At 72.0% G+C, this 25,564-nt stretch carries 18 protein-coding genes and 1 pseudogene; 14 read left to right on the top strand and 5 right to left on the bottom strand.

Annotated features, from left to right (window positions below; all coding sequences use genetic code 11):
- The first annotated feature begins 154 nt into the window (after positions 1-154).
- The 14 genes from ACWD4J_RS19160 (at position 155) to ACWD4J_RS19095 (ending at position 22,015) form a co-directional block, all read left to right on the top strand.
- Positions 155-643: a DUF6099 family protein gene (locus ACWD4J_RS19160; protein ID WP_451396560.1), complete on the top strand. Its 489-nt coding sequence runs from the start codon at positions 155-157 to the stop codon at positions 641-643.
- Between the two features lie 106 nt (positions 644-749).
- Positions 750-1,673, top strand: coding sequence for an LLM class F420-dependent oxidoreductase (locus ACWD4J_RS19155; protein ID WP_451396559.1), 924 nt, complete (start codon positions 750-752; stop codon positions 1,671-1,673).
- A 52-nt stretch (positions 1,674-1,725) separates the two neighbouring features.
- The gene (locus ACWD4J_RS19150) at positions 1,726-3,288 is read left to right on the top strand and encodes a 3' terminal RNA ribose 2'-O-methyltransferase Hen1 (protein WP_451396558.1); all 1,563 of its coding nucleotides are present in this window, start codon (positions 1,726-1,728) and stop codon (positions 3,286-3,288) included.
- Positions 3,285-5,870 (top strand): polynucleotide kinase-phosphatase, encoded by a 2,586-nt coding sequence (locus tag ACWD4J_RS19145; RefSeq protein WP_451396557.1) that lies wholly within the window; start codon positions 3,285-3,287, stop codon positions 5,868-5,870. The genes ACWD4J_RS19150 and ACWD4J_RS19145 overlap by 4 nt, the downstream gene beginning before the upstream one ends.
- A gap of 228 nt (positions 5,871-6,098) precedes the next feature.
- On the top strand, positions 6,099-7,817 hold the full coding sequence (locus ACWD4J_RS19140; protein WP_451396556.1) for a VMAP-C domain-containing protein: 1,719 nt from the start codon (positions 6,099-6,101) through the stop codon (positions 7,815-7,817).
- Positions 7,814-8,923, top strand: a complete 1,110-nt coding sequence (locus ACWD4J_RS19135) for an AAA family ATPase (RefSeq protein WP_451396555.1) — start codon at positions 7,814-7,816, stop codon at positions 8,921-8,923. The genes ACWD4J_RS19140 and ACWD4J_RS19135 overlap by 4 nt, the downstream gene beginning before the upstream one ends.
- A complete protein-coding gene (gene fxsT / locus ACWD4J_RS19130) occupies positions 8,924-13,318 on the top strand; it encodes an FxSxx-COOH system tetratricopeptide repeat protein (protein WP_451396554.1) in 4,395 nt (1,464 codons plus the stop codon).
- 180 nt (positions 13,319-13,498) lie between these two features.
- Positions 13,499-14,662, top strand: a complete 1,164-nt coding sequence (locus ACWD4J_RS19125) for an alpha/beta fold hydrolase (protein ID WP_451396553.1) — start codon at positions 13,499-13,501, stop codon at positions 14,660-14,662.
- A complete protein-coding gene (locus ACWD4J_RS19120) occupies positions 14,659-15,768 on the top strand; it encodes an effector-associated domain 2-containing protein (protein ID WP_451396552.1) in 1,110 nt (369 codons plus the stop codon). The genes ACWD4J_RS19125 and ACWD4J_RS19120 overlap by 4 nt, the downstream gene beginning before the upstream one ends.
- 100 nt (positions 15,769-15,868) lie before the next feature.
- Positions 15,869-16,111 (top strand): hypothetical protein, encoded by a 243-nt coding sequence (locus tag ACWD4J_RS19115; protein ID WP_451396551.1) that lies wholly within the window; start codon positions 15,869-15,871, stop codon positions 16,109-16,111.
- 36 nt (positions 16,112-16,147) lie between these two features.
- Positions 16,148-17,944, top strand: a complete 1,797-nt coding sequence (locus tag ACWD4J_RS19110; RefSeq protein WP_451396550.1) for an HEXXH motif domain-containing protein — start codon at positions 16,148-16,150, stop codon at positions 17,942-17,944.
- Between the two features lie 29 nt (positions 17,945-17,973).
- Positions 17,974-19,212 carry an arginine deiminase gene (locus tag ACWD4J_RS19105; protein ID WP_451396549.1) on the top strand — a complete coding sequence of 413 codons (1,239 nt, stop codon included), beginning with the start codon at positions 17,974-17,976 and terminating at the stop codon, positions 19,210-19,212.
- A 133-nt stretch (positions 19,213-19,345) separates the two neighbouring features.
- The gene (argF, locus tag ACWD4J_RS19100; RefSeq protein ID WP_451396548.1) at positions 19,346-20,353 is read left to right on the top strand and encodes an ornithine carbamoyltransferase; all 1,008 of its coding nucleotides are present in this window, start codon (positions 19,346-19,348) and stop codon (positions 20,351-20,353) included.
- Positions 20,354-20,485: 132 nt separating this feature from the next.
- Positions 20,486-22,015, top strand: coding sequence for an amino acid permease (locus ACWD4J_RS19095; protein WP_451396547.1), 1,530 nt, complete (start codon positions 20,486-20,488; stop codon positions 22,013-22,015).
- On the opposite strand, the gene ACWD4J_RS19090 is transcribed toward ACWD4J_RS19095, so the two are convergent.
- The 5 genes and pseudogenes from ACWD4J_RS19090 to ACWD4J_RS19070 all read right to left on the bottom strand — a co-directional run.
- Positions 21,975-22,418, bottom strand: coding sequence for an ATP-binding protein (locus ACWD4J_RS19090; RefSeq protein ID WP_451396546.1), 444 nt, complete (start codon positions 22,416-22,418; stop codon positions 21,975-21,977). The two genes, ACWD4J_RS19095 and ACWD4J_RS19090, sit on opposite strands and share 41 nt — an antisense overlap.
- Before the next feature lie 161 nt (positions 22,419-22,579).
- Positions 22,580-23,455, bottom strand: a complete 876-nt coding sequence (locus ACWD4J_RS19085; RefSeq protein ID WP_451396545.1) for an ABC transporter permease — start codon at positions 23,453-23,455, stop codon at positions 22,580-22,582.
- Positions 23,442-24,209 carry an ABC transporter ATP-binding protein gene (locus ACWD4J_RS19080; RefSeq protein WP_451396544.1) on the bottom strand — a complete coding sequence of 256 codons (768 nt, stop codon included), beginning with the start codon at positions 24,207-24,209 and terminating at the stop codon, positions 23,442-23,444. The genes ACWD4J_RS19085 and ACWD4J_RS19080 overlap by 14 nt, the downstream gene beginning before the upstream one ends.
- A gap of 5 nt (positions 24,210-24,214) precedes the next feature.
- Positions 24,215-25,414, bottom strand: a complete 1,200-nt coding sequence (locus tag ACWD4J_RS19075; RefSeq protein WP_451396683.1) for a sulfate adenylyltransferase subunit 1 — start codon at positions 25,412-25,414, stop codon at positions 24,215-24,217.
- A 56-nt stretch (positions 25,415-25,470) separates the two neighbouring features.
- Positions 25,471-25,564 (bottom strand): annotated as a pseudogene (locus ACWD4J_RS19070) (sulfate adenylyltransferase subunit CysD); the annotation flags it as partial.

Raw genomic sequence — 25,564 nt, 5'->3', positions numbered from 1 at the left:
ACTCTCCGGAGTGGTTGTGTTGTCCACATCTGGCTTTCTGTCCACAGATTCCGGACGACCTCTGGTTTTTCATCTCCTGACAACTCACTCTGGGTAGTGGACACAGGAGTGCGGGCAGCGCGCGACAGCGCGTGCGGGACTGACGGGGGCGGCGATGGAGGCGGTGCGGCTCATCGAAGCGAACAGGCGTGCCCTGGCGCAGAGCCCAGGGGTGCCGGACATCGTGGTGGAGTCATGGCAGGCACAGGCCTTGGCCCAGGCGATCGGGAGCCGGCTGGCGGTCAACGGGCCGCCGGAATTGCGGGGCGAGGCGCTCCGCCTGAGCGAGGTGGGCGGTAGAGGCTGCGGTGCGCTGGGGCCTCCGGCGCTGGGCGTCGGGGAGATACGGGCGGCGCAGCTGACGGAGATCGGCGACGCGCGCAGGGCACTGCTAGGCCTCGGCGCCCTGCTGGGCGAGGTCGGCATAGCTCTCGTCGGCATCGCCTGCTCCGCGGACGAGGAAGGCGCGTACTGGCAGTGCATGGAGGCGATCGACGCGGCTGACGAGTGCCGCGACCGGGTGCTGGAGTTGCTGCGCCGGCTCGCGGTGCGGGAGCAGAGCGTGCCGGAACCGGAGCCGGAACCGGATTCGGCGGCCGGGTAGGGCGTTGCTGAGGTTGCTCATGAGGCCGGCATGACCGGCGTGACCGGTGAGATGTGACGGATGGGACGCATGGCACGGCGGGTGCAGAACCGTGCAGGATGGAGGTATGGATCTTCGCATCTTCACCGAGCCCCAGCAGGGGGCGACGTACGACACTCTTCTGACCGTGGCCAAGGCCACCGAGGACCTCGGGTTCGACGCGTTCTTTCGGTCGGACCACTATCTCCGGATGGGCTCCGTCGACGGGCTTCCGGGTCCCACCGACGCCTGGATCACGCTCGCCGGGCTGGCCCGGGAGACCAAGCGGATCCGGCTCGGCACGCTGATGACGGCCGGCACCTTCCGGTGGCCCGGCGTGCTGGCGATCCAGGTGGCGCAGGTCGACCAGATGTCGGGCGGCCGTGTGGAACTCGGCCTCGGCGCGGGCTGGTTCGAGGAGGAGCACAAGGCGTACGGCATTCCGTTCCCCAAGGAGAAGTTCGCCCGGCTCGAGGAGCAGCTGGCGATCGTCACCGGTCTGTGGGGCACGGAGGTCGGCAAGACCTTCAGCTACGACGGTGAGTACTACCAGCTGACCGACTCGCCTGCGCTGCCGAAGCCGGCGCAGGCCAAGGTGCCGGTGCTCATCGGCGGACACGGCGCGACGCGCACACCGCGACTCGCGGCCGAGTACGCGGACGAGTTCAACATGCCGTTCGCCTCGATCGAGGACAGCGAGCGCCAGTTCGGGCGGGTGCGGGCGGCGGCGGAGGCGGCCGGCCGCAAGGGCAGCGATCTGGTGTACTCCAACGCACTCGTCGTGTGTGTCGGGAAGGACGACGCCGAGGTCGCGCGCAGGGCGGCAGCGATCGGACGGGAGGTGGACGAACTCAAGACCAACGGCCTCGCCGGATCCCCGGCCGAGGTGGTGGAGAAGCTCGGGCAGTACGCGGCGATCGGCTCCCAGCGGGTCTATCTCCAGATCCTCGACCTGGACGACCTCGACCACCTGGAGCTCATTTCGTCGCAGGTGATGTCGCAGCTTTCGTAGCGGCAGGAAATTCCTTGGTCGGCACGGACGGAACGCGACCATACTCGGACATGTGTTCCTGACGATCAGTACCACCGGCACCCCGGAGCGCCCCGCGACCGACCTCGGGTTTCTGCTGCACAAGCATCCCGACAACGCGCAGGCGTTCTCGACCTCCTACGGCACCGCGCACGTCCTCTACCCCGAGGCGTCCGCGCAGCGCTGCACGGCGGCGCTGCTGCTGGAGGTGGATCCTGTGGCACTGGTACGGCGGGGCAAGGGCAAGGGGCGCGGCGGCGCGCCGGACGCGGCGCTCGCGCAGTACGTGAACGACCGTCCGTATGCCGCGTCGTCGCTGCTCGCCGTGGCGCTGAGCAGGGTGTTCTCCAGCGCCATGAAAGGGCAGTGCGCTGCCCGGCCCGAGCGGGCCGGGCAGCGGCTGCCGCTGCGTATAGAGGTGCCCGCGCTGCCCGCGCGCGGCGGCGCCGAACTGGTGCGGGCGCTCTTCGAGCCGCTCGGCTGGACGGTCACCGCGGACGCCGTCCCGCTGGATGAGCAGTTCCCGGAGTGGGGTGACTCGCGGTATGTACGCCTGGTACTGGAGGGGGAGCTGAGACTGGCGGAGGCGCTGCGGCACCTCTATGTCCTGCTGCCGGTGCTCGACGACGCCAAGCACTACTGGGTCGCCGCCGACGAGGTCGACAAGCTGCTGCGCGCCGGTGACGGCTGGCTCGCCGAGCACCCGGAGCACAAGTTGATCACCAGCCGCTATCTCGCGCGGCGCTGGTCGCTGACCAGGGCGGCGATGGAGCGGCTGGAGCTGGTGCGGCTCGCCGAGACGGACGACACCGAGGTCGAGGAGATCGACAACGCCGTCGGCGAGTCCAGCGCTGATGTCGATGACGAACAGGGCCCGGCGACATCGGGGCCCGTGCCGCTGGCCGCGCAGCGGCGCCAGGCGATCATCGAGGCACTGCGCGCAGCCGGTGCGAGCCGCGTGCTCGATCTTGGCTGCGGGCAGGGCCAGCTGGTGCAGGAACTGCTGAAGGACAGCCGGTTCAAGGAGATCGTCGGCGTCGACGTGTCGGTGCGGGCGCTCACCACGGCCGCGCGGCGGCTGAAGCTGGAGCGGATGGGCGAGCGGCAGGCGGAGCGGGTCAGCCTCCTCCAGGGCTCGCTCGCCTACACCGACACCCGGCTCAAGGGGTACGACGCGGCGGTGCTCTGCGAGGTCGTCGAGCACGTCGACCTGGCACGGCTGCCCGCACTGGAGTACGCGGTCCTGGGCTCCGCGCGCCCGAGGACCGTGCTGGTGACGACGCCGAACGCCGAGTACAACGTGCGCTGGGAGACCCTCCCGGCCGGGCACGTCCGCCACGGGGACCACCGTTTCGAGTGGACGAGGGAGGAGTTCCGGGGCTGGGCGGACCGGGTGGCCGAGCGGTACGGGTACGAGGTGGAGTTCGCTCCCATCGGCCCGGACGACCCCGAGGTGGGGCCACCCACACAGATGGCCACGTTCCGGCTGAAGACCGCTGCGGGGTCCGGAACGAAGACCAGCACGGAGACCCCGAAGAACACCGCACAGCCGGCCGAGGACACCCCACCGGACGCGAAGGAGGAGAAGGCCGCATGACGAACCAGAACGAGCAGGGCGCCGGCACCACCGCCGGCAGCCCCCGCATCCTGGGCGTGACCGACCTGTCCCTCGTGGTCCTCGTCGGTGCCTCCGGATCGGGCAAGTCCACCTTCGCCCGCAAGCACTTCAGGCCCACGGAGATCATCTCCTCGGACTTCTGCCGCGGCCTCGTCGCGGACGACGAGAACGACCAGAGCGCGAGCAAGGACGCCTTCGACGTCCTGCACTACATCGCGGGCAAGCGGCTCGCGGCCGGCCGGCTCACCGTCGTCGACGCGACGAGCGTGCAGCAGGAGAGCCGCAAGCAGCTGATCGAGCTGGCACGGCAGTACGACGTGCTGCCGATCGCCATCGTCCTCGACGTGCCCGAGGAGGTGTGCGCCGAGCGGAACGCCGCCCGTGCCGACCGGGCCGGGATGCCACGCCGCGTCATCCAGCGGCACACCCGCGAACTGCGCCGTTCGCTCAGGCACCTGGAGCGCGAGGGCTTCCGCAAGGTGCACATCCTGCGCGGAGCCGAGCAGGTCGAGAACGCACAGGTCGTACGAGAGAGGCGCCTCAACGACCTGACGCATCTCACCGGCCCGTTCGACATCATCGGGGACATCCACGGCTGCAGCTCCGAGCTGGAGGCGCTGCTCGGCAAGCTCGGTTACGTCGACGGCGCCCACCCCGAGGGCCGTACGGCCGTCTTCGTCGGCGACCTCGTGGACCGCGGCCCGGACACACCGGGTGTGCTGCGCCGGGTGATGTCCATGACCGCGTCCGGCAACGCCCTGTGCGTGCCCGGGAACCACGAGAACAAGCTCGGGCGTTGGCTGACGGGCAGAAAGGTCCAGCACACGCACGGTCTGGCCGAGACCGTCGAGCAGCTGAACGGGGAGAGCGAGGAGTTCAGAGAGCAGGTCGCGGAGTTCGTCGACGGGCTCGTCAGTCACTACGTGCTCGACGGCGGCCGGCTCGTGGTCTGTCACGCGGGCCTGCCGGAGAAGTACCACGGCCGTACGTCGGGCCGGGTCCGGTCGCACGCGCTGTACGGGGACACGACCGGCGAGACCGACGAGTTCGGGCTGCCCGTGCGCTACCCGTGGGCCGAGGACTACCGCGGCCGCGCCGCAGTGGTCTACGGCCACACACCCGTGCCCACCGCCATCTGGCTGAACAGCACGATCTGCCTCGACACCGGCGCGGTGTTCGGCGGCAAGCTCACCGCCCTGCGCTGGCCGGAGCGGGAGCTGGTCGACGTACCGGCCGAGAAGGTCTGGTACGAGCCGGCCAAGCCGCTGGCGTCCGAGGCGCCCGGCGGGCACGAGGGGCGGCCGCTGGACCTCGCCGACGTGCACGGCCGCCGGGTCGTGGAGACCCGGCACGCCGGCCGTGTCTCGGTCCGCGAGGACAACGCGGCCGCGGCGCTGGAGGTCATGAGCCGGTTCGCCGTCGACCCGGGGCTGATGCCGTATCTGCCGCCGACGATGGCGCCGACCGCGACCTCGCGTGTCGACGGTTATCTGGAGCATCCGGCCGAGGCCTTCGCGCAGTACGCGGCCGACGGCGTCGCCCGCGTCGTGTGCGAGGAGAAGCACATGGGCTCGCGCGCGGTGGCGCTGGTGTGCCGGGACGCGGACGTGGCCCGCGAGCGCTTCGGCGCGACGGCCACCACGGGCGAGGCAGGCGTGACCGGCTCCCTCTACACCCGCACCGGCCGCCCCTTCTTCGACGACGCGACCGTCACCGAGGAGATCCTCGAACGGCTGCGCACCGCCGTGACCCGGGCCGGGTTGTGGGAGGAACTGGAGACCGACTGGCTGCTGCTCGACGCCGAGTCGATGCCCTGGTCGCTGAAGGCGTCCGGGCTGCTGCGCACGCAGTACGCGGCGGTGGGCGCCGCCTCCGGTGCCGTCTTCCCCGACGCGATAGCCGTCCTGGAGGCGGCCGCGGCGCGCGGGGCCGAGGTGGGCGGCCTCCTCGCCAGACAGCGGGAACGGGCCGAGGACGCCGCTGCGTTCACGGACGCCTACCGGCGCTACTGCTGGACGACCGACGGTCTGGAGGGCGTGCGCCTGGCGCCGTTCCAGATCCTCGCCGTCCAGGGCCGGAGCCTCGCCGCACTGCCGCACGACGAGCAGCTGTCGCTGATCGACCGCCTCGTCGAGCACGACGGCAGCGGGCTGCTGGGGACCACCCGCAGGCTCTTCGTGGACACCGGCGACCCTGCGTCCGTCCAGGCGGGCACCGACTGGTGGCTGGAGATGACCGGCCGCGGCGGCGAGGGCATGGTCGTCAAGCCCGTCGAGGCCCGGGTCCGCGACGGGCAGGGCAGGCTGGTGCAGCCGGGCATCAAGTGCCGCGGCCGTGAGTACCTGCGGATCATCTACGGTCCCGAGTACACGCGCCCCGACAACCTCGAGCGACTCCGCGGCCGCTTCCTCGGCCACAAGCGCTCCCTCGCGCTGCGCGAGTACGCACTCGGGCTCGAGGCCCTGGACCGCCTCGCGGCGGGCGAGCCGCTGTGGCGGGTCCACGAGGCGGTGTTCGCGGTGCTGGCGCTGGAGTCGGAGCCGGTGGACCCTCGGCTCTGAGCCGGTGATCCCCGGCTCTGAGCCGGTGGATCCACGTCTGAGATGCCGGGCCCGCCTCTGCCGTCCCGCTGGTCGCATCAAACCCTCCTGGTTAAGGGAGAGTTGACGTGCTAACTTCGCTGGTCGGTACAGACAGGCGTACCGACTCATGGGGGACGGTCGGTGGAGGCAGGAGCGGGACTCGGCAGACCCGGGGGCGATGCGAGGCGTGCGTCGGAACGCACGCTCGTGAACCTGCTGACCGATGCCCTGTGCCGACTCGGCTGCACCGAGGACGCCCAGAGCCGCCTTGAGCTGGCCCAGTTACTCGGACAGGACCTCGGCCGCCCGATAGACCTGCGGGGCAGCAGACAGCGCCCGGACGTGGTCACCCTGGTGCGCGCGGCGCTGAGCGTCAGGGACGGTGAGCTCGTGCTGGTGGACGTCGTCCACGCCTACGAGGGTCCCGAAGCCGCCGAAGAACTGCACCGCCTCATCGCCACGGCCGCCCAGCAGCCACCGGCGGTGAGCCTCCAGCAGGGGCCGCTCAGCGGATACGACATCCGCACCGCCCACGGCCTGCTGGAGGCCGCCGAAGACGTCCTCCCCGCCGACCGGCTGCGCAACGACCTCGCCGCCGACGTCGTGTGCGAGGTGCCCCTCCATCGCTCCCCCACGCAGTTATTGCGCTACCTGGCGGAGTTCATGGTCGAGCCGGACGGTCTGCCGCCGGCCGTCCTGCTCCTCGACCACGCCGCCGGGCACGCGGCGGGCACCGAGCACGCAGCGGCCCTCGCCGGCTGGGCCGACTCCTGGGCACAGCACGCCGGCCTGACCCACGTCCTCGAGAACCGGCGCCTCGCCCGCGCCACCGCCGTCCTCGACCCGGACATCCCGCGCTGCCTGATCGTCGCCGTCGACCCCGCCCGGGACACCTCGGGCGACATCGTCGTACGGTCCTGGTTCAACACAGGGCCGGGCCGCTGGGACCCGCAGCCCGCAGAGCCAGAGCACACCACCCTCGAGGAACTCGCCCCCGCCCTCGAACGGGCCCTGCGGCGCGCCTCGCGGCTGTGGGCCGACGGGCGCACCGACGGACCCGCCGAACATCCCGACCCCGAACGCCCCGCGGCTTACGTCGAGTTCATACTCCCGTATGAGCTGCTCAACCACGACATGGCCGGTCTGAGGCTGCGTTTCGGGGACGGTGCGGCCATGTCGCTCGCGCTGAAATACGCAGTGCACCTGCGCAGCCTGGACCGGATGCGCACGGACGACCCGGTCGTCATGGCAGCGTGGCGCGAGCGATGGCGCACGCTGCGCCGGGACGGTGTGAAGGTCCACAGCTGGCTCGGGCCGGACCCCGGCGACCTCGCCAAATGGCAGACCGCGCTCGCGGGCGAGCCCGGCTGCACGGCGGTCGTTCTCGACGCGCCCGGCGACGAGCCTGCGCTCACGGCGCTCAAGGCGGCGCTCGCGGAGGGCATCGGCCTCGCGGTCTGGGACCGCAGGGGGGTTTTCGCGCACGAGCGCAGGGAAGTGGTCAGTGCCGTGTTCGCCTCGGTCTCGACGTCCTCCCAGATCCCTTTGGCGATCCAGCGGCTGCGGCGCAGGGCCGAGCACGATGTGGCGGGCCCGCTGCTGCTGGGCAGGCACATCGCCTTCTTCTGGGACGACCCGACGCGTCTCGTCGACGTCGACGCGGGAGCCGGCCTCGCCATGCACGGCGCGTCGGACACGGCCGTGGACGCACCCGGTGGCCCGGGGGCCGATGCGTACGGCGACGTCGTCGACCGCAGGCTCGGCGGTCCGACCGGGCAGGGCCCCGGCTCCGGCGCCCACGACAGCCGTGACCTCCACGAGATCAGCTCCGCCGGCTCCGTCAACGGCTCCGGCGTTGTCCACCCCGATGGCGCGGCCGACCCCGGCGGAGAACCGCGCACCGACAGTGAGGAGGCACGGCCATGACGGCGCAGGATGAGCGCGACCCGCACGCCTGGCGGGTGTTCCAAGCCACGGGCGTGCCCCCGCGGGGCGAGGCGCCCTCGCTGCCCGAGCCGCCGGCCTGGCGCCGGTTCGCGGGCGGCCCCGCGCTGCCCGCACCGCCCGCGGACGAGGACGCCGAGCTGCGCCGCCTCGGCCGCGTCGACATCACCCCGCACCTCGACGAGTCCGAGGTCGACACCGTCAACGCGGCCCTCCTGCTGCGCAGGCCGCTGCTCGTCACGGGCCCGCCCGGAGTCGGCAAGTCGACCCTGGCCTATCTGATCGCGCGTGAACTGGGCCTGGGCCGCGTCCTGTCCTGGAACATCGTCAGCCGCACCAGCCTGCGGGACGGTCTGTACGCCTACGACGCCATCGGCCGTGCCCAGGCCATAGCCGCGTGGCGAGCCGAGTCGCGCGCCGCCGGGCCCGACGACTCCACGCGTCCGTCGTCCGACTCTCCCTCGCCGGAGCACGCCGGCGAGTCCCCGAACGCGGGCCGGCGGCCGCACCAACCGCCCACGCTGGGCGACTTCGTCACCCTCGGCCCGCTCGGCACGGCGCTGCTGCCCTACCACCGACCCCGTGTCCTCCTGGTCGACGAACTCGACAAGAGCGACATCGATCTGCCCAACGACCTGTTGCACGCGCTCGAGAACGGCAGTTACGAGGTCGCGGAGCTGGCTCGTGACGCCGCCGACACGGCGAGCGTCCACACGGACGACCCGAGCGGCCGAGCGGACATCCTGCGGGGCAGGGTGGAGTGCCGCCAGTTCCCGATCGTGGTGATCACCAGCAACGGCGAGCGCGAGTTTCCGGCCGCGTTCCGCAGGAGGTGTCTGCCCCTGGAGATGCGCATGCCGGGCAAGGAGCAGCTCCTGGCGATCGTGCGCAGCCACTTCGAGGCCGACCAGGAGCAGGCAGAGCCGCTGGTCGACCAGTTCCTGCAGCGGGTGCAGGGCGGCGGCACGCATTCCCTCGACCAACTGCTCAACGCTGTCCAGTTGACCACTATGGGTGGTTTCCAGGCGGACGGTCACGGGCGTAAGCTCGTCGAGTCGTTGCTCCGCGACCTCGCGAAGGGCCGCTGAATGAACGGCTTTCCCAGGGAGCGTGCACCCGGTCCCGGCGACGGCGACACCGGCCGGGCGATTCCGTCGGCCCATCCTCCCCGCACACCCGCGGGTCACGACGCGCCGGACGCGACGGAGTCCGCTCCCCACTGGCAGGAACTCGCCGACGCCGTCTGGCTCGCCGCGTACTGGCACAGCCGAGGCCGCACCCCCGGCAGCGGTGAGACCGAGGCGCCGCCGCCCCTGCCGCCGTCGGAGCCGGGGCCGCCGCCGGGGCCGATGCCGGACATCCCGTTCACGCCACCGCTCCCCGACGCCGGCACCGTGCCGCCGCCGGTGCCGGACGCCGACCCCGAAGGCCCGCTGACCCTGCGTCTGGACCGGCCGTGGCTTCCCCTGCCCGATTCCGAGCGGCCCGCCCCCGCCCGGCGCACCGCCCTGATCGCGCGCTCCCTGCACCGGGTCGGCCGCCGGGTGCCGTCCCGTACCGCCCTGGAACTCGACGAGGTCGCCACCGCCGAGCGGGCCCTGGCCGACGATCTGTGGCTGCCGTACTTCCGGCGTGCCGAGGACACGGCGTTCGACCTGGTCCTGCTCGCCGACGACGCCCCCACGATGCGGATCTGGGACGAGGACCTGACGAGGCTCACCTCCGCGGCGGAGGCCAGCGGAGCCTTTCGCGACGTGCGCCCCGTCAAGGTGGTCCTGCCCACCGACGGTGCGCCGACGCTGCGCTGGAACACCACGTCGGGCGCCGACCCCGCCGAGCTCCTCGACGGCAGCGGGGCCCGGATCTTCCTCGTGGTCACCGACGGCCTCGCGCACGGCTGGGTCGGCCGGGCCGCCGACGCGCTGCTCTCCCGCCTCGGCCGCGCCGGACCCACCGCGGTCGTCCATCTCCTGCCGCCCCACTTACGGCACCGCTCGTCGCTCTACCCGTACCCGGCGGTCCTGGAGGCGGGCGGTTTCGGCGCACCCAACCCCAGTCTGCTGCACCGCCCGCCGACCAGCGGACCGGACCCGGTGCGTCCCCTGCCGGAGGGCGGAGACGACACCGTGCCCGTGCCGGTGCTCTCGCTCAAGCCCCAGTCGCTGGCCGCCTGGGCCGACCTGGTGACCGGCGAGCGGGGAGTGCGGCACGCACTGCCCGTCGTACTGGCGGGCGCGCTCACCAAGGGCTCACCCGCGCCCGGGCTGAACGCCCCCCGTCACGGCCTGCCCGCCGCCGCCCGGGCCATCGTGCGCCGCTTCCGCACCCTCGCCACTCCGGCGGCGCGCCGCCTCGCCGCCCATCTGGCCACCGTGCCCCTCGACTTCGGCCTCATCGACCAACTCCAGCGGCGCGCCATGCCCGAGACGGGCCCCGCTCATCTCGCGGAGATCTTCATGGGCGGCCTCATCGACTGGGACGGTGCCGGTGAGGGGCGCCCCGACTTCGCCGACGGAGTGCGCGAGGCCCTGCTCGCCACCACGACCCGCCCTCAACTCGCCCGCATCGTCGGCCTGCTCGGCGAACTGCCTGCGGCCGGCAAAGGCGGGGTGGCGCTGCGGGCCGCCGTGCGCGATCCCACGGGCCGCCCGTTGCCCGACCCGTGGGACGACTGGTGGCGCCCCGAGCTCGCCATCATGCGGGCGCTCTCCGGTCACCTGTACAGCGAACGGGCCAATCGCATTGAACTACCTCAAACTATTGAACTCGCGCCAAATGCGTCAAATGGTATGAATCGTCACGATCTCGTTCCTGCTGGGCATTCTCCGGAGTCGTCACCGTCCGTCACGGACGGCGTTGACCAGGGGGAGAACGCCGATAGACCCCCTGGAGAGCTCGTGCCGATCCCGGTACTCCCCGCCACGTCCGCCCCTCAAGCCCCGGAGGCTGAGCCACACATGCACAGCAGCACCACCAGCGCAGGGAACGCCCTTCTGGTGAACGTACCCCTGCGGAACACATCGTTCGTCGGGCGTACGGCGCTGCTGGCCCAGGTGGAGGAGCAACTGGAGGCCCAGGACGCGGCGGCGGTGCTGCCGCACGCACTGCAGGGCCTGGGCGGTGTGGGCAAGTCGCAGCTCGCCCTGGAGTACGTGTACACCCACCAGCAGCAGTACAAGGTGATCTGCTGGATCCCCGCCGAGCGCGAGAGTCTCATCCTCGGTGCGCTCTCACAGCTCGCCGCCCGTCTCGGCGTCGTCCCGGTCGACGCGGAGAACCGGGGCGCCCCGGCCGCCAACACCGCGGTGCCCGCGGCCCTGGAAGCACTGCGCACGGGTGTGCCGTACGACAACTGGCTGCTGGTGTTCGACAACGCGGAGGACATCGAGACCGTCCGCGGCTACTTCCCCGCGAACGGCCCAGGCAAGATCATCGTCACGTCGCGCAACCGCGAATGGGAGCGGGTCGCCACCCCGCTGCCGGTGGACGTCTTCGAGCGCGACGAGTCGGTCCAGCTGCTGCAGAAGCGCTCTCCCGACCTGTCCCGCGAGGAGGCCGGGCGGCTCGCCCAGGAACTCGGCGACCTGCCCCTCGCCGTCGAGCAGGCGGGCGCTTGGCTGGGCGTCACCGGCATGCTCGTCAGCGAGTACCTCGCCCTGCTCGACCAGCGCAGCCCGGAAATCCTCGAACTCGACCCCAACCCGGACTATCCGGTCTCCGTCGCCGCGGCCTGGGACATCTCGCTCGGCCGGATCGCCGAGAACAACCCCGGCGCCCGCAAACTCCTCGACATCTGCGCCTGCATGGCCCCCGAGCCCGTGCCGCTGTCGCTGCTCCGCGGCAGCCGCGGTATCGACATCGCGCCCGACGTCAACCCGGTGCTGCGCGAGTCGATCAAACTCAGCCGGGCCATCCGCGACCTGGGCCAGTTCTCGCTGGTGAAGCTGGACCTGCGCAACGACACGCTGCAGATGCACCGACTGCTGCAGAACGTGCTGCTGACCAAGCTCGGCGAGGAGGAGCGCCGGACGACCCGGGACGCCGCGCACCAGCTGCTGTCCGCGGCGAAGCCCGGTCAGCCTTCCTCGTCCCTGGAGTGGCCGGCGTACCTGGCGCTGCTGCCGCATGTCCTGACCTCGGAGGCGGTCGCCAGCGACGACACCTGGGTACGCGAGCTCATCTACGACACGACGTCGTTCCTGTACTACTGGGGCGACCACGAGAACGCGGTCGTCCTCGCCCGGCAGGCGCGCGAGACCTGGACCAGGACCTCCGGCGAGAACGACGCCCAGGCCCTGCGGATCTCCAAGCTCCTGGCCTTCTGCCTGCGGGTGCTCGGCCGGGTCGCCGAGTCGATCCCGCTCAACGAACAGGCCCTGGAGATCTCCCGCCGCGCCGGTGTCGACGAGGAGGAGCTCCTCGACTCGATGACCCAGATGTGCGACGCGCTGCGCTACCAGGGCGCGTTCACCCAGGCGCGCGACCTCGCCCAGGAGGCGTACGACCGGGCCATGTCGCAGTTCGGCCCCGAGGACCCCTCGACGCTCCAGGCGGCGCACGCCCTCGGCGTGGGGCTGCGCCTGTGCGGGCAGTACCGGGAGGCGCTCGCCCTCGACCAGGAGACGTACCGTCTGCGCGACCTGCTGTTCGGCCCGAACAGCGGCCTGACCTTCAACACCCTCAATGCCGTGGCCCTCGACATGTGCGAGAGCGGCGACTACCCCGGTGCGCGGGACCGCCAGGAGGAGACGTACCGCAGGCAGCGCGAGGCGGTCGGCGAGGGCAACCCCACCGCCATGGCGGCCGCTCGCAACCTCGCCGTGTTCCGGCGCCGCGACGGCGCCGTGTCCGAAGCCGCGAAGCTCTCCGAGGACACGCTGCGCCGTCTGACGGTGCGCTACGGCGACGACCACTCGGCCACCCTCACTGTGGCGATCAACGTGGTCGTCGACCGGCGTTTGGTCGGCGACCTGGAAGGGTCACGCTCCCTGGGGGAGGACACCGTGCGCCGCAACACGCAGCGTCTCGGCCCCGACCACGCCCACACCCTCATCACCATGGCCAACGTGGCGGCCACCCGGCGTGCCCTCGGGGACGTGTACACCGCGCAGGAGCTCGACGACGCGGCGGCGGCACGCCTCGCGGCGACCCTCGGCAAGCACCATGTGCTGACCCGGACCGTCGCCATCGGCCAGGCGAACAACCACTACGCCCGCCTGGACTTCGAGCGCGCCCACGAAGCCGACGAGGCCAATCTGCCGCTGCTGACCGAGGCTGTCGGCCGGGACCACCCGCTGACCCTCGCCTGCACCGCCAACCTCGCCCTGGACCTGCGGGGGCTCGGCCGCGGGGAGGAGGCCGACGAACTGGGCCGGCGTGCCGTCGAGGGCCTCGCCCGCGTGGTGCGCAGCGACCATCCCTGGCTGCTGGCGGCGCAGCAGCGGCGGCGCATCGAGTGCGACCTCGCGCCGATGCCCCTGTAGAAGACCGCTGCAGAAGACCGCTGCAGAAGGTCCAACGCCCGGCGCGGTGACACCGCGTGCCATCGCCCGGGGTGTCAATCACAACGTCCATGCCACACTGGTCATGTGACGCTGTGACAGTCATGTGACTGCCGCGGCCGTGCCGCGCACGGTCATGACGCCGACGGGGGGCCTGAGCGTATGACGGGGACGACGGTCGTCTTCATCCACGGGACCGGTGTGCGCGAGCCGCGCTTCACCGAGCTGGCCGGAACGGTCCGGGCCTCGCTCGACGCCGAGCGGTCCGGGCTGCGGTTCGTGCCGTTCTACTGGGGCGGCACCCACGGTGCGACACTCGGCGCCGGAGGAGCCAGTCTGCCGCCGTCCACGGGGCACGGACGGGCCCTGGCTTCCGGAGACGGGGACGACATCGCCGCCTGGGGAGTCCTCTACGACGACCCCGACGCCGAACTCGCCCTGGCGGCGGCCGCCGCGCCCCCCAAGGCCGAACGCCCTCCCGGCGCAACCCGCCCGGAGCAGGCCGTGCGCGTCCGCCTGGGCGAACTGGCCGCCCAAGGCGACGTGGCCGCGGCCGGACTCGGCCCGGGGCTCGCCGAGGCCGCGACGGCGCTGGCCGCCCACCCGCTGCTCGCACCGGCTGCCGCCGCCCTGTCCCCGGAAGACCTGGCCGTCCTCCTCGCCCGCGCCCTGACAGCCCGTGTCGTCGCCGAGGCGCTCGACGCCGACGCGCCGCTGATCCCCGACGGCGACACCCGCGACGCCGTGGCCGCCCGCCTCGCCGAGGCCCTGGGCGCGCCGCCCGCCGGCAGCGGACGCACACTGCGCGGACGCCTGCTGCGCATCGCGACGGGCGCCGCGGCACGGGCCGCACTGCGCCGCCGTCGCGCCCTCACCGAGGCCGCCCATCCCGCCGCCGGCGACATCCTGCGCTACCTCAGCCGCGGCGAGCCCCTGCGGGCCGAACTGCGCGCACTGATAGCCGAGTTGCCCGCTCCCGTGGTCCTCATCGGGCACAGCCTCGGCGGCATCATCGCCCTCGACACCCTCGTCGGCGCGCTGCTTCCCCAGGTCCGTCTGCTGGTGACGGCCGGTTCCCAGGGGCCGTTCCTGTACGAGTCAGGCTCCCTGCCCTCGCTTTCCCATCCGCAGCCCCTGCCGTCCCACGTTCCGGACTGGCTCAATCTGTACGACCCCCGCGACCTGCTCGCGTACCTCGGCGCGGGCCTCTTCCCCGGCCGCGTCACCGACGTGTCCGTGGACAGCCGCCAGCCGTTCCCCGCCGCGCACAGCGCCTACTGGACCAACCCCGCCGTATACCGCCACATCGTGGACCGCCTGCCGTGAACCACCTTCGCCCCGATCGGGTGCACGCACTGATCGTCGGTATCGAGCGGTACGGCGCGGGGCCCACCTGGGACCTGCCGGGACCCGCCCGCGACGCAGTCGCCTTCCACGCCCTGCTGCGTGCCGCAGGCGTCCCGAGCTCCCAACTCAGGCTCCACCTGGCCCCGTTGGAGAACTTCACGCCGGACATCCCGTACGAGCCCGCCGACCGCGCCACGCTCCGGCGCACCCTCGTCCATGAACTCTCCCCGGCGCAGGGCGACGTGCTGTGGGTGTGGTGGGGCGGCCACGGCGTCCTCGACCGGGCCGGGCACACCCGGCTGCTCTGCGCCGATGCCACGACCGGTGACAAGGTGGCCATCGACCTCGAGTCGGCACTCGACCGGTACACGAGTGACGCCGTGCCGTCCTTCGTCGATCAGATGTGGATCATCGACGCCTGCGAGACGTTCGAGGAGGACCTGGACTTCCGGGAGCCGCTGCCACCGGATGCCCTGCCCACCGGGCACCGGACTCTGGTCCACCGTCAGACCGTGCTGCGGGCGGCGGGCCGCGGGCGGGAGGCCGCCAACGATCCCGTCCGTGCCACCGGCCTCTTCTCCGAGATCGTGCTCGCCCTGCTCGCAGAGCGGGCTGCCGACCTGCCCGCTCTGCCGGACCCCGAGAAGCTCTTCCCCGCCGTGCGCGCCCACGTGGCCGAACTGCGGTCCGCGCACCGCACGGCGCAGATCCCGGAGATCCTGCTGCGCGGCCCTGAACGGGCGGAGGAGCTGCCGCCCTCCCCGCCACAGGTGCCCGTCCGCTCCCCGCTGCCGCGCGCCGTGGCCGCGCTGCTCGCGTATCCGCTGATGGCCGACCCGGCCGAACGGCAGACCGTGGTCGGGCAGCTCGGTCCCGCCCTCATCGGAACGCTGCCCCGGCACTCCAGGGCGCGTACGGACATCACCGGCATCCTCACCGCGCTGCGCCGCCGGGGCCCCGCCGCGCTGCAGGAGCTGTACGACGCCGTGGTCACCGTCGACGACGATCCCGAACGGGCAGCGGAACTGGATGTCGCCCTGCGGGAGTTGACGCGGGGGCAGGGCGAATCCGGGCGGTCCGCATGATCATGTGGCTTGATCGCACAGGTTTCCGACGAGGGCCCGCTTGGCCATGATGGTAGGAGACGGGGCATTGCGTGCCACCGTGCGTGAAGGGGGACCGATCTTGGATCAGCCAGCACCCGCCCGGCACGACGCCGACGTCGTCGCCATCCATCCGACCCCCACGTCGGACGCCGCGGGAGCCCGCGCCTGGGAGTCGGAGCTGGCAGACCTCACGGGGATGCCCCTCACCGACGTGGAGTCACTCGCCCCCCTGCCACCACGGGCCCGCCTGCTCGGAGAGGTGCTGCGCGCCCGCTCCAGCATCCGCGGCGGAGGCGGCGATCCACCCGGCCGCGCCGAGTAGCCGCCCCCGCCCGTCCACTCACGAAGGCCGCGCGCAATGACCCAGCACGGTACGACCACGCACGGCATGGCACCCCCGTACCGCCCGGAGCCGCACCGTCCGCCGCATCCGCCGCTCGCGATGCCCGACCACCTTTTCGCCCAGCTCGCCACGGGCGGCGGCTCAGCGGAGGCCCTGGCCTTCCTGGAGCGCGGCGAGCGCGCGCGCCGGCTGCTGCTCCTGCGGACCCTGCTCGACCGGATCGACGCCCTGCCCACGCCGCTGACGCCGTCCGTGCGGGCCTGGGCCGTCGTCAAGGAGGCGGCCGAGGCGGCGCCTGACGCCGTGGAGAAGCTGCTGCTCGCACCGGGGACCGGCAGCTGGCTCGGCCACGTACTGCGCCGCAGCCACGGCACGTCGTCCGGGCCGCCGATGTGGGCCGAGGCCGGGCACCTGTGTGCCCTGGCCGTCGCGGCGGCCGTGCACGCGGGCACCACCGCCGACCTTCTGGTCCCCCTCATGGACGGTGCGCTGCACCTGCCCGGCCTCGGCCGCCAGAGGGTGCCGGGCGTGGGGCCGCACCCCACGGTGGGGCGGGCGCGGGTCAGCGGGGGAGAGGTCACGGTGACCGTGCCGGGCGCCCCCGGCGTCCCGGCCGTGCACTGCCGCCCCGCCACGGTCCCCGTGGGCAGTCCCGGAGCGATGGCCGCGGCAGGACCGCACTGGCTTCCGCTGCGCACCCTCGCTCTTCCCGCCTCCGCGGGCGGCGGAACCGTCCTGCTCGACGACCTCGATCCGTACCGCGACCTCGACGAGCCCGTGTCGGCGGAACGGCTCGACGACGAGGAGGCGTTGGCCTGGCAGAGGTTGTTCGACGAGGCTCTGGCGCTGCTCGGGACACGTACCGGTGACCGGCCGCCCAGCGCAGGCGGCCCGGACAGTGGGGACGTGCCGGACACCGGGCACGGGCCCGGACGGCTGGTCCCGGCGGCGGTCCGCGTCGTCGTGCCGTGGGGACGCACCACGGCGGCGCCCCCGCCCCCGCCCTTCGTCCGCACCTCCGCCACCAGCGGCGACGCCTACGGCGCCATGGTGATCTCGCGCCCCGCGACGGCCGAAGCCCTGGCCGAGACCCTGGTCCACGAGTTCCAGCACAGCAAACTCGCCGCTCTCCTCCACCTCTTCGAGCTGCTCGACGACGACCGCGCCGAGTGCCACTACGCCCCCTGGCGACCCGACCCGCGCCACCTCACGGGCCTGCTGCACGGGGTGTACGCCTTCACGGCCGTCACGGGCTTCTGGCGCGACCGCCTCGCCGACGATCCGGGCAGCCCCGTCGCCGCCTACCACTTCGCGCTCCGCAGGCTCCAGACCCGTCTCGTCGTGCGGACCCTGCTCGGCAGCGGCCGGCTCACCGCGCCCGGGCGGCGCCTGGTGTCCGGGCTCGCCGCGACCCTCGACGGCTGGCTGCGTGAGCCGGTGGACGCGGCCGCCCTCGCCCGGGCGCGTACGGCCGCCGCGCTGCATCGCACCGAGTGGCGGCTGCGCAACCTCGTCCGCGACGGCTCCGACGCCCGGCCCCGCCTCCGCTCGTGCGCCCCGCCGTGGTCCGACACCCGGACCCACGCCTTCGCCGCGCCGCCCGCCGCGCCCCGAACAGCCGACGAGTACCTGGCCGCCGGTGACGCTGCCGGTGCCGTCGCCCGGTACGCCGAGATGCTGGCGCGCACCCCCGACGATCCGGCCGCCCTCGCCGGCTGGATCGTCGCCCGGGCCGCACTGCACCCGGGCCGCGGCGACACGCGGCGCGCGCTGGCCCGTCCCGAACTGCTGACCGCTGCAAGCGAGGGGTGAACGCGCGCCCGAGTGGTCAGGATGAGGACATGGGATTCCATGTCGACTCCGAGGCCGGACGGCTGCGGCGCGTCATCCTGCACCGGCCGGATCTCGAGCTCAAAAGGCTCACCCCCAGCAACAAGGACGCCCTTCTCTTCGACGACGTCCTGTGGGTACGCCGGGCCCGGCAGGAGCACGACGGGTTCGCCGACGTGCTGCGCGACCGCGGCGTGACCGTCCATCTCTTCGGCGATCTGCTCACCGAGGCCCTCGACGTACCGGCGGCCAGGAACCTCGTACTGGACCGGGTCTTCGACGAGAAGGAGTACGGACCGCTGGCCACGGACCATCTGCGGGCGGCCTTCGAGACGATGGCCTCGGGCGAGCTCACCGGGGCGCTGGTCGGCGGGATGACCAAACGGGAGTTCCTGGAACGGCATTCCGAGCCCATATCCGTCCGCTTCCACGTCATGGAGCTCGACGACTTCCTGCTCCACCCGCTGCCCAACCACCTCTTCACCCGGGACACCTCGGCCTGGATCTACGACGGGGTGTCGATCAACGCGATGCGCTGGCCCGCCCGGCAGCGCGAGACCGTGCACTTCGAGGCGATCTACCGGCACCACCCGCTGTTCCACGCCGACCGGGCGGGGCCGTTCCACACCTGGTCGGAGGGGCAGCACGACTATCCGTCGACCATCGAGGGCGGCGACGTCCTGGTGATCGGCAACGGCGCCGTGCTCATCGGCATGAGCGAGCGCACCACGCCCCAGGCCGTCGAGATGCTGGCGCACAAGCTGTTCGCCGCAGGTTCCGCGGGGACCATCGTGGCGCTCGACATGCCCAAGCGGCGTGCGCTGATGCACCTCGACACCGTCATGACGATGGTCGACGGCGACACGTTCACGCAGTACGCCGGACTCGGCATGCTCCGCTCGTACACCATCGAGCCGGGCGTCGACGGCCGGGAGCTCAAGGTCACCGACCATCCGCCGGAGCACATGCACCGGGCGATCGCCGCGGCCCTCGGGCTGAGCGAGATCCGTGTGCTGACCGCCACACAGGACGTGCACTCCGCCGAGCGCGAGCAGTGGGACGACGGATGCAACGTCCTCGCCGTCGAGCCGGGCGTGGTCGTCGCCTACGAGCGGAACTCGACCACCAACACCCACCTGCGTAAACAGGGCATCGAGGTCATCGAGATACGGGGGAGCGAGCTGGGCCGGGGGCGGGGCGGGCCGCGGTGCATGAGCTGTCCGGTGGAGCGGGACGCGGTGGGCGGGTAGGCCCCGGCGAGGGCGCGGCAGGCGCTGAAACGTGCCGCGTCAGCCGCCGAGATCGCATAGAAATGTTGACGATCGTATAGACTTCCATGGTTCCCGTATTCGTCCCTGTATTCGTCCACCCAGGAGAGCTCCCATGGCGACAGTCCCGACCGGTCTCACCGGCCGCCACTTCCTCAAGGAGCTGGATTTCACCGCCGAGGAGTTCAGGAGCCTGATCGACCTGGCCGCCGAGCTCAAGGCGGCCAAGCGGGCGGGGACCGAGACCCGGCAGCTGACCGGCAAGAACATCGCGCTGATCTTCGAGAAGACCTCGACCCGTACGCGCTGCGCTTTCGAGGTGGCGGCCGCGGACCAGGGCGCCTCCACGACGTATCTGGACCCGTCCGGCTCGCAGATCGGGCACAAGGAGTCGGTGAAGGACACGGCGCGCGTGCTCGGCCGGATGTTCGACGCGATCGAGTACCGCGGGGACAGCCAGGCGAACGTGGAGGACCTCGCCCAGTACGCCGGAGTTCCCGTCTACAACGGGCTCACCGACGACTGGCACCCCACCCAGATGCTGGCCGACGTGCTCACGATGACCGAGCACACCAGCAAGCCGCTGGAGCGCGTCGCCTTCGCCTACCTCGGCGACGCCCGCTTCAACATGGGCAACTCCTACCTGGTCACCGGCGCGCTGCTCGGCATGGACGTACGGATCGTCGCCCCGAAGTCGTACTGGCCGGCCGAGGAGATCGTCGAGCGGGCCCAGCGGCTCGCCGAGACCTCGGGCGCCCGCGTCACGCTCACCGAGGACGTCGCCGAGGGCGTGCAGGGCGCCGACTTCGTCGCGACCGACGTGTGGGTGTCGATGGGCGAGCCCAAGGAGGTCTGGGACGAGCGCATCGCCGCGCTCGCGCCGTACGCCGTGACGATGGACGTGCTGCGCGTGACCGGCAACCCCGACGTGAAGTTCCTGCACTGCCTGCCCGCCTTCCACGACCTGGGCACCAAGGTCGGCCGCGAGATCCACGAGCGCCACGGGCTGGACTCCATCGAGGTCACCGACGAGGTCTTCGAGTCGGAGTACTCGGTGGTCTTCGACGAGGCCGAGAACCGGCTGCACACCATCAAGGCGGTGCTCGTCGCGACGCTCGCCTGAGCCCCGCCCCACTACACTCGTACGTTCTTCGCACCACCCGTAACACCGGCAGGCCCGGACCACCCATCCCGAGTCCTGCCGGCGCGCGGCCCACCCCGTCGCGCACAGCACCACCAGAATCGAGAACCACCCATGGCCCGTCCAGGCGCCTCCGGAGCAGGACTCCGGATCAAGTCCCCCGAACGACTCGTCGCCGAATCGGGGGCGGACCTCGAAGGCCACGGCCTGAAACGCACCATGGGGCTGTTCCAGCTGGTGTGCTTCGGCGTCGGCGCGATCGTCGGCACCGGCATCTTCGTCGGCCTGTCCGACACGGTCGCCGAGGCCGGCCCGGCGGTCGTCATCTCCTTCGTGCTGGCCGCGATCACCTGCATCTTCACGGCGTTCTCCTTCGCCGAGCTGGGCAGCGCGATCCCGGTCTCCGGCTCCTCCTACTCCTTCGCCTACGCGACGCTCGGTGAGCGCATGGCGTTCCTCGTGGGCTGGTGTCTGCTCCTCGAGTACGGCGTCTCGGCCTCCGCGGTCGCCGTCGGCTGGGGCCAGTACCTCAACGAGCTGCTGAACAGCCTCATCGGCTGGGAGCTGCCCGCCGCCCTCGCGAACCCGCCCGGTGACGGCGGCGTCGTGAACGTCCCCGCCGTGATCGTGATGGTGCTCGCCGCGCTGCTCCTGGTGCGCGGCATGCGCGAGAGCGCGCGGGCGACTGCCGCCATGGCCGTTCTGAAGATCGCCATCCTGATCCTGTTCTGCGGTATCGCCTTCACCGCCTACGAGCAGGGCAACCTCTCCGACTTCGCGCCCTTCGGCCTCTCGGGCATCACCTCGGGCGCATCGCTGGCCTTCTTCTCGTACATCGGCTTCGACGCCGTCACCACGGCCGGTGAAGAGGTCAAGAACCCGCGGCGCAATATCCCGCTCGCCATCCTGATCTGCCTCGGCATCGTCACCGTGCTGTACTGCCTGGTCGCGGTCGCCGCCATCGGAGCCTTCTCCGCGGAGGGTGTGGCCGGCACGCCCGCGGCGCTCTCGCTGATCGTCAACGAGGTCACCGGCTCGACCGTCGGCGGCGCCGTCATCGCCTTCGGCGCGGTCGTCGCGATCGCCTCGGTCGTGCTCGCCGTGCTGTACGGGCAGACCCGCATCCTGATGTCGATGTCCCGCGACGGGCTCGTCCCGCGGGTGTTCGAGCGGGTCTCGCCGAAGACGTCCACGCCGGTCGCCGGCACCTGGATCGTCGCCGTCGTCTTCGCGATCCCCGCGGCCGTCGTACCGCTCGACGCGATCATGAACCTGACGACCATCGGCACGCTCGCCGTCATGGCCGTCGTCAACATCGCCGTGATGGTGCTGCGCCGCCGCCGTCCGCAGCTGAAGCGCAGCTTCCGGGTGCCGTTCTACCCGGTCAGCCCGATCCTCGGCATCGGCTTCTGCGTGTATCTGATGTACGGCACCGGGATCGAGACCTGGGTGCAGTTCGCCGTGTTCCTGGCGGTGGGGGTCCTGGTGTACGCGGGGTACGGGCGCCGTCACTCGCGGTTCGGGGCCGACGGTGCGAACGGTGCCTCGGCGGAGGCGGGTACGGAGGCCGACTCCGGCGCCGGGGCCGATGACGAGCCGGAGGCTACGAAGGCCGCCGCTGCTCAGGCACCTTCGGAAGCCTGAACCAGACCGCCTTGCCGGTCGCGGTGGGGCGGTGACCGCAGGAGCCGCTCAGGGCGCGGATCAGCAGAAGTCCGCGCCCGTGCTCCTGCAACGGGTCCGGCGGCTCGATCGGCTCCGGCCGGGTGAGGCTGGCGGGCGGGGACGGGTCGGGGTCGTGCACCTCGACCTGACAGCCGGAAGGAAGCAGCTCCACGACCAGCTCTATGGGCGTGTTGCCCTCGGTGTGTTCCACGGCATTGGCGACCAGCTCGGCGGTGAGCAGCTCAGCGGTGTCGGAGTCGGCCGCGCAGTCGATCTCGGCTAGCGCCGTACGGACCAGGGCACGGGCGACGGGCACGGCGGCTGCGGTGTGCGGCAGTGCGATGCGCCAGCTGGCGGGGGCGTGGGCGGGGAAATCGTGCACGGCGGGGTCCGTTCGGGAGCAGGTGGTCCATGTGGTCCTGCTTTCAACCGTATGAATGGTAAGGGGTGTATGAGCAGAGCCTCCCGTCAGGTGTGTACGGGACGAACGTCCCTGTGGGATTGACCACTCGCCCCCGCTGAGCCCCCGGCCCCCGCGTGCACTCACCTGGGCCCCGCAAGCCCCCGATCCCGCAGCACCCGCCGCTCGACCGGGCGGAAGATCAGGGCCTCCACCAGGACACCGATCGCCAGGATCACGATCACCGCGGCCACGATCAGGGTGAAGCTCTTGCTCTCCTTGCCCGCGTTCAGGATCTGCCCGACACCCGGCAGGGGCGTCGCGGTGATCAGTTCGGCGGTCATCAGGGCCCGCCAGCCGAAGGTCCAGCCCTGGCGGAGGGCCGCGACCAGACCGGGCAGCGCGGCCGGCAGCAGTATCTTGCGCACGGCGCGAACCCCTGTCGCGCCCATCGTCACGCCCGCCCGCCGCAGCAGCGGCGGAATCTGGTCGAGCGCGCTGACAAGACCCATCGAGACCGACGGCACGGCGCCCAGCAGGATGACCGCGTACACGGCCTGTTCCGACTCGCCGAGCGCGATCACCGCCAGCGGCACCAGCGCGGCCGCGGGCAGCGACTGGAACGCGGACAGGACGGGAGCGATGACGGTGCGGACCGGTGCGTACCGGTGGACGAGGAGCCCCAGCGGGGCACCCACAAGGACCGATGCGGCGAAGCCGAACAGGCAGCGCTCCAGGCTGTGCCCCAGGGCGGGCAGCAGCGTGCCGTCACGCCACAGATCACCGAGCTCCCCGGCCACCGATGCCGGCGCGGGCAGGGTGGACGGGACACCCAGGGCGTACGCCAGTTGCCACACCACCAGGACGAAGGCGATGGCGGCCAGCGGCGCCACCGCCTTCTTCACGGCCCGGCGCGTGGCGGGCACGGACGGCGACTCCAGGGCGTCGAGGCCCAGGGAGATGTCGTCCCCGTCCTCGTGGGAGTCCGCGCCGGTGGGCTTCAGGTCAGTGGCGGGCATGGCGGCGGATCTCCTCACGCAGATGTCCGGTGATCTCGAGGGACAGCTCGGCGACGTCGTGGTCCTCGATACGACGGGGGTAGGGGATGCCCACCTGCCACTCGTGCGCGATCCGGCCGGGCCGCGACGAGAGCAGTACGACCCGCTGTCCCAGCCGGACCGCCTCCCGGACGTTGTGCGTGACGAAGATGACGCTCAGCTTCCGCTTCTCCCAGACGTCGGTCAGCACCTCGTGCAGGACGTCGCGGGTGATCGCGTCGAGCGCGGCGAACGGCTCGTCCATCAGCAGGATCCGACTGCCCTGGGCGAGCGCGCGCGCCAGCGCCACGCGCTGCCGCATACCGCCCGACATCTCGTGGATGCGCTTGCCATGAGCACCCTGGAGACGGACGAGGGCGAGCAGCCGCTCGGCCTCCGCCCGTCGCTCCTTGCGGTCCATCCCGCCCAGTTCCAGGGCGAGTTCGACGTTTCCGCCGGCCGTCAGCCACGGGAACAGCGCATGGTCCTGGAACATCAGCGCGGGCCGGGCGGCGCGCGCCGTCACCGTGCCCGCCGTCGGCTCGTCGAGCCCCGCCACCAGGTTGAGCAGCGTGGACTTGCCACAGCCGGAGGCGCCGAGCAGGCAGACGAACTCGCCCTCGGCCACATCGAGGTCGATGCGGTCCAGGACCAGCGCGTCGCCGAACCGTTTGGTGGCCCCCGCCAGTCGTACGGCCGGTGCGGCAGCCGTGTTCGTTACGGACGTGCTGGTCACTCAGGTCACCGCGCCATGCCTGCGGTCAGGGTCGCGCCGTCCGCCGGGTCGATCAGCAGGAACGAGCCGGTGCGGCGCACATCGGCGTACGGGTCGAGCGCGAGCGGCTCGGCCGTGCGGAGCGTGACGCGGCCCAGGTCGTTGGCCGTGAACTCCCCGGCACCGTGGAGGTCCTTGACGATCGCGCGCACGGTACGGGTGGTGTGCCGCAGCAGCACCCGGTCCCCGTTCCGCAGCGGCCGGTCCGCCAGATGGCAGACGTCCGCCTCGACGTCCTGGCTGGTGTCCGGCGCGGCGGCCGTCGGCACGATCAGGTCGCCGCGGGCGATGTCGATCTCGTCGGCCAGGCAGAGGGTGAGGGACTGCGGGGCGCAGGCCGCCGTCTCCTCCCGGCCCAGCACGTCGATCGCGGTGATCGTCGACGTGCGGCCGGACGGCAGCACGGTGACCTCGTCGCCGACGCGCAGCGTGCCCGAGACCAGCTGGCCCGCGTAGTAGCGGACCCCGTCGTGCCTGATCACGTACTGGACGGGGAAGCGCGCTGGCGCCCCTGCCGCGTCGTCGCCGACCGGGACCGTCTCCAGGTGTTCCAGGACGGTCGGACCGGCGTACCAGTCCATGTTCGCGGACGGTTCCACGACGTTGTCGCCGGCGAGCGCGGAGATCGGGATCGCCGTGACCTCGGGCACGCCCAGCTCCGTCGCGTACTGGACGAACTCCGCGGCGACCTTGGTGAAGACCGGCTCCGCGTACTCGACGAGGTCCATCTTGTTGACGGCGAGGACGACGTGGGGGACGCGGAGGAGGGCGGCGATGGCGGCGTGGCGGCGGGTCTGCTCGACGACGCCGTTGCGGGCGTCGACGAGGATGACCGTCAGTTCGGCCGTCGAGGCGCCGGTGACCATGTTGCGCGTGTACTGCACATGGCCGGGGGTGTCGGCGAGGATGAACCGGCGCTGTGGCGTGGCGAAGTAGCGGTAGGCCACGTCGATGGTGATGCCCTGCTCGCGCTCGGCGCGCAGGCCGTCGGTGAACAGCGCCAGGTCGGGGGCGTCCTGGCCGCGGCTGGCAGAGGCGCGTTCGACGGCTTCGAGCTGGTCGGCGAGGACCGACTTGGAGTCGTGCAGCAGACGGCCGACGAGGGTCGACTTGCCGTCGTCCACGGAACCCGCAGTCGCGAAGCGGAGGGTGTCGACCTCGGGCATGGCGGTGCGCCCCGTACGGCTCGGGCCGCCAGGGATGCTGGTGATGCTGGACATTCTTAGAAGTACCCCTCGCGCTTGCGGTCTTCCATCGCGGCCTCGGACAGTTTGTCGTCGGCGCGGGTCGCGCCCCGCTCGGTCAGGCGAGATGCG

The organism is Streptomyces sp. NPDC002577 (assembly GCF_053594815.1).
Note: the sequence above shows the minus strand (reverse complement) of the source record. Positions and strands in the feature narration are given on the sequence as shown.

Bases quoted from the DNA above. Each gene is read 5' to 3' on its own strand.
- fxsT (WP_451396554.1), top strand. From the start codon at position 8,924: ATGAACGGCTTTCCCAGGGAGCGTGCACCCGGTCCCGGCGACGGCGAC.
- ACWD4J_RS19155 (WP_451396559.1), top strand. From the start codon at position 750: ATGGATCTTCGCATCTTCACCGAGCCCCAGCAGGGGGCGACGTACGAC.
- ACWD4J_RS19160 (WP_451396560.1), top strand. From the start codon at position 155: ATGGAGGCGGTGCGGCTCATCGAAGCGAACAGGCGTGCCCTGGCGCAG.
- ACWD4J_RS19075 (WP_451396683.1), bottom strand. From the start codon at position 25,414: ATGCCCGAGGTCGACACCCTCCGCTTCGCGACTGCGGGTTCCGTGGAC.
- ACWD4J_RS19135 (WP_451396555.1), top strand. From the start codon at position 7,814: ATGACGGCGCAGGATGAGCGCGACCCGCACGCCTGGCGGGTGTTCCAA.
- ACWD4J_RS19105 (WP_451396549.1), top strand. From the start codon at position 17,974: ATGGGATTCCATGTCGACTCCGAGGCCGGACGGCTGCGGCGCGTCATC.
- ACWD4J_RS19110 (WP_451396550.1), top strand. From the start codon at position 16,148: ATGACCCAGCACGGTACGACCACGCACGGCATGGCACCCCCGTACCGC.
- ACWD4J_RS19145 (WP_451396557.1), top strand. From the start codon at position 3,285: ATGACGAACCAGAACGAGCAGGGCGCCGGCACCACCGCCGGCAGCCCC.
- ACWD4J_RS19085 (WP_451396545.1), bottom strand. From the start codon at position 23,455: ATGCCCGCCACTGACCTGAAGCCCACCGGCGCGGACTCCCACGAGGAC.
- argF (WP_451396548.1), top strand. From the start codon at position 19,346: ATGGCGACAGTCCCGACCGGTCTCACCGGCCGCCACTTCCTCAAGGAG.
- ACWD4J_RS19125 (WP_451396553.1), top strand. From the start codon at position 13,499: ATGACGGGGACGACGGTCGTCTTCATCCACGGGACCGGTGTGCGCGAG.
- ACWD4J_RS19095 (WP_451396547.1), top strand. From the start codon at position 20,486: ATGGCCCGTCCAGGCGCCTCCGGAGCAGGACTCCGGATCAAGTCCCCC.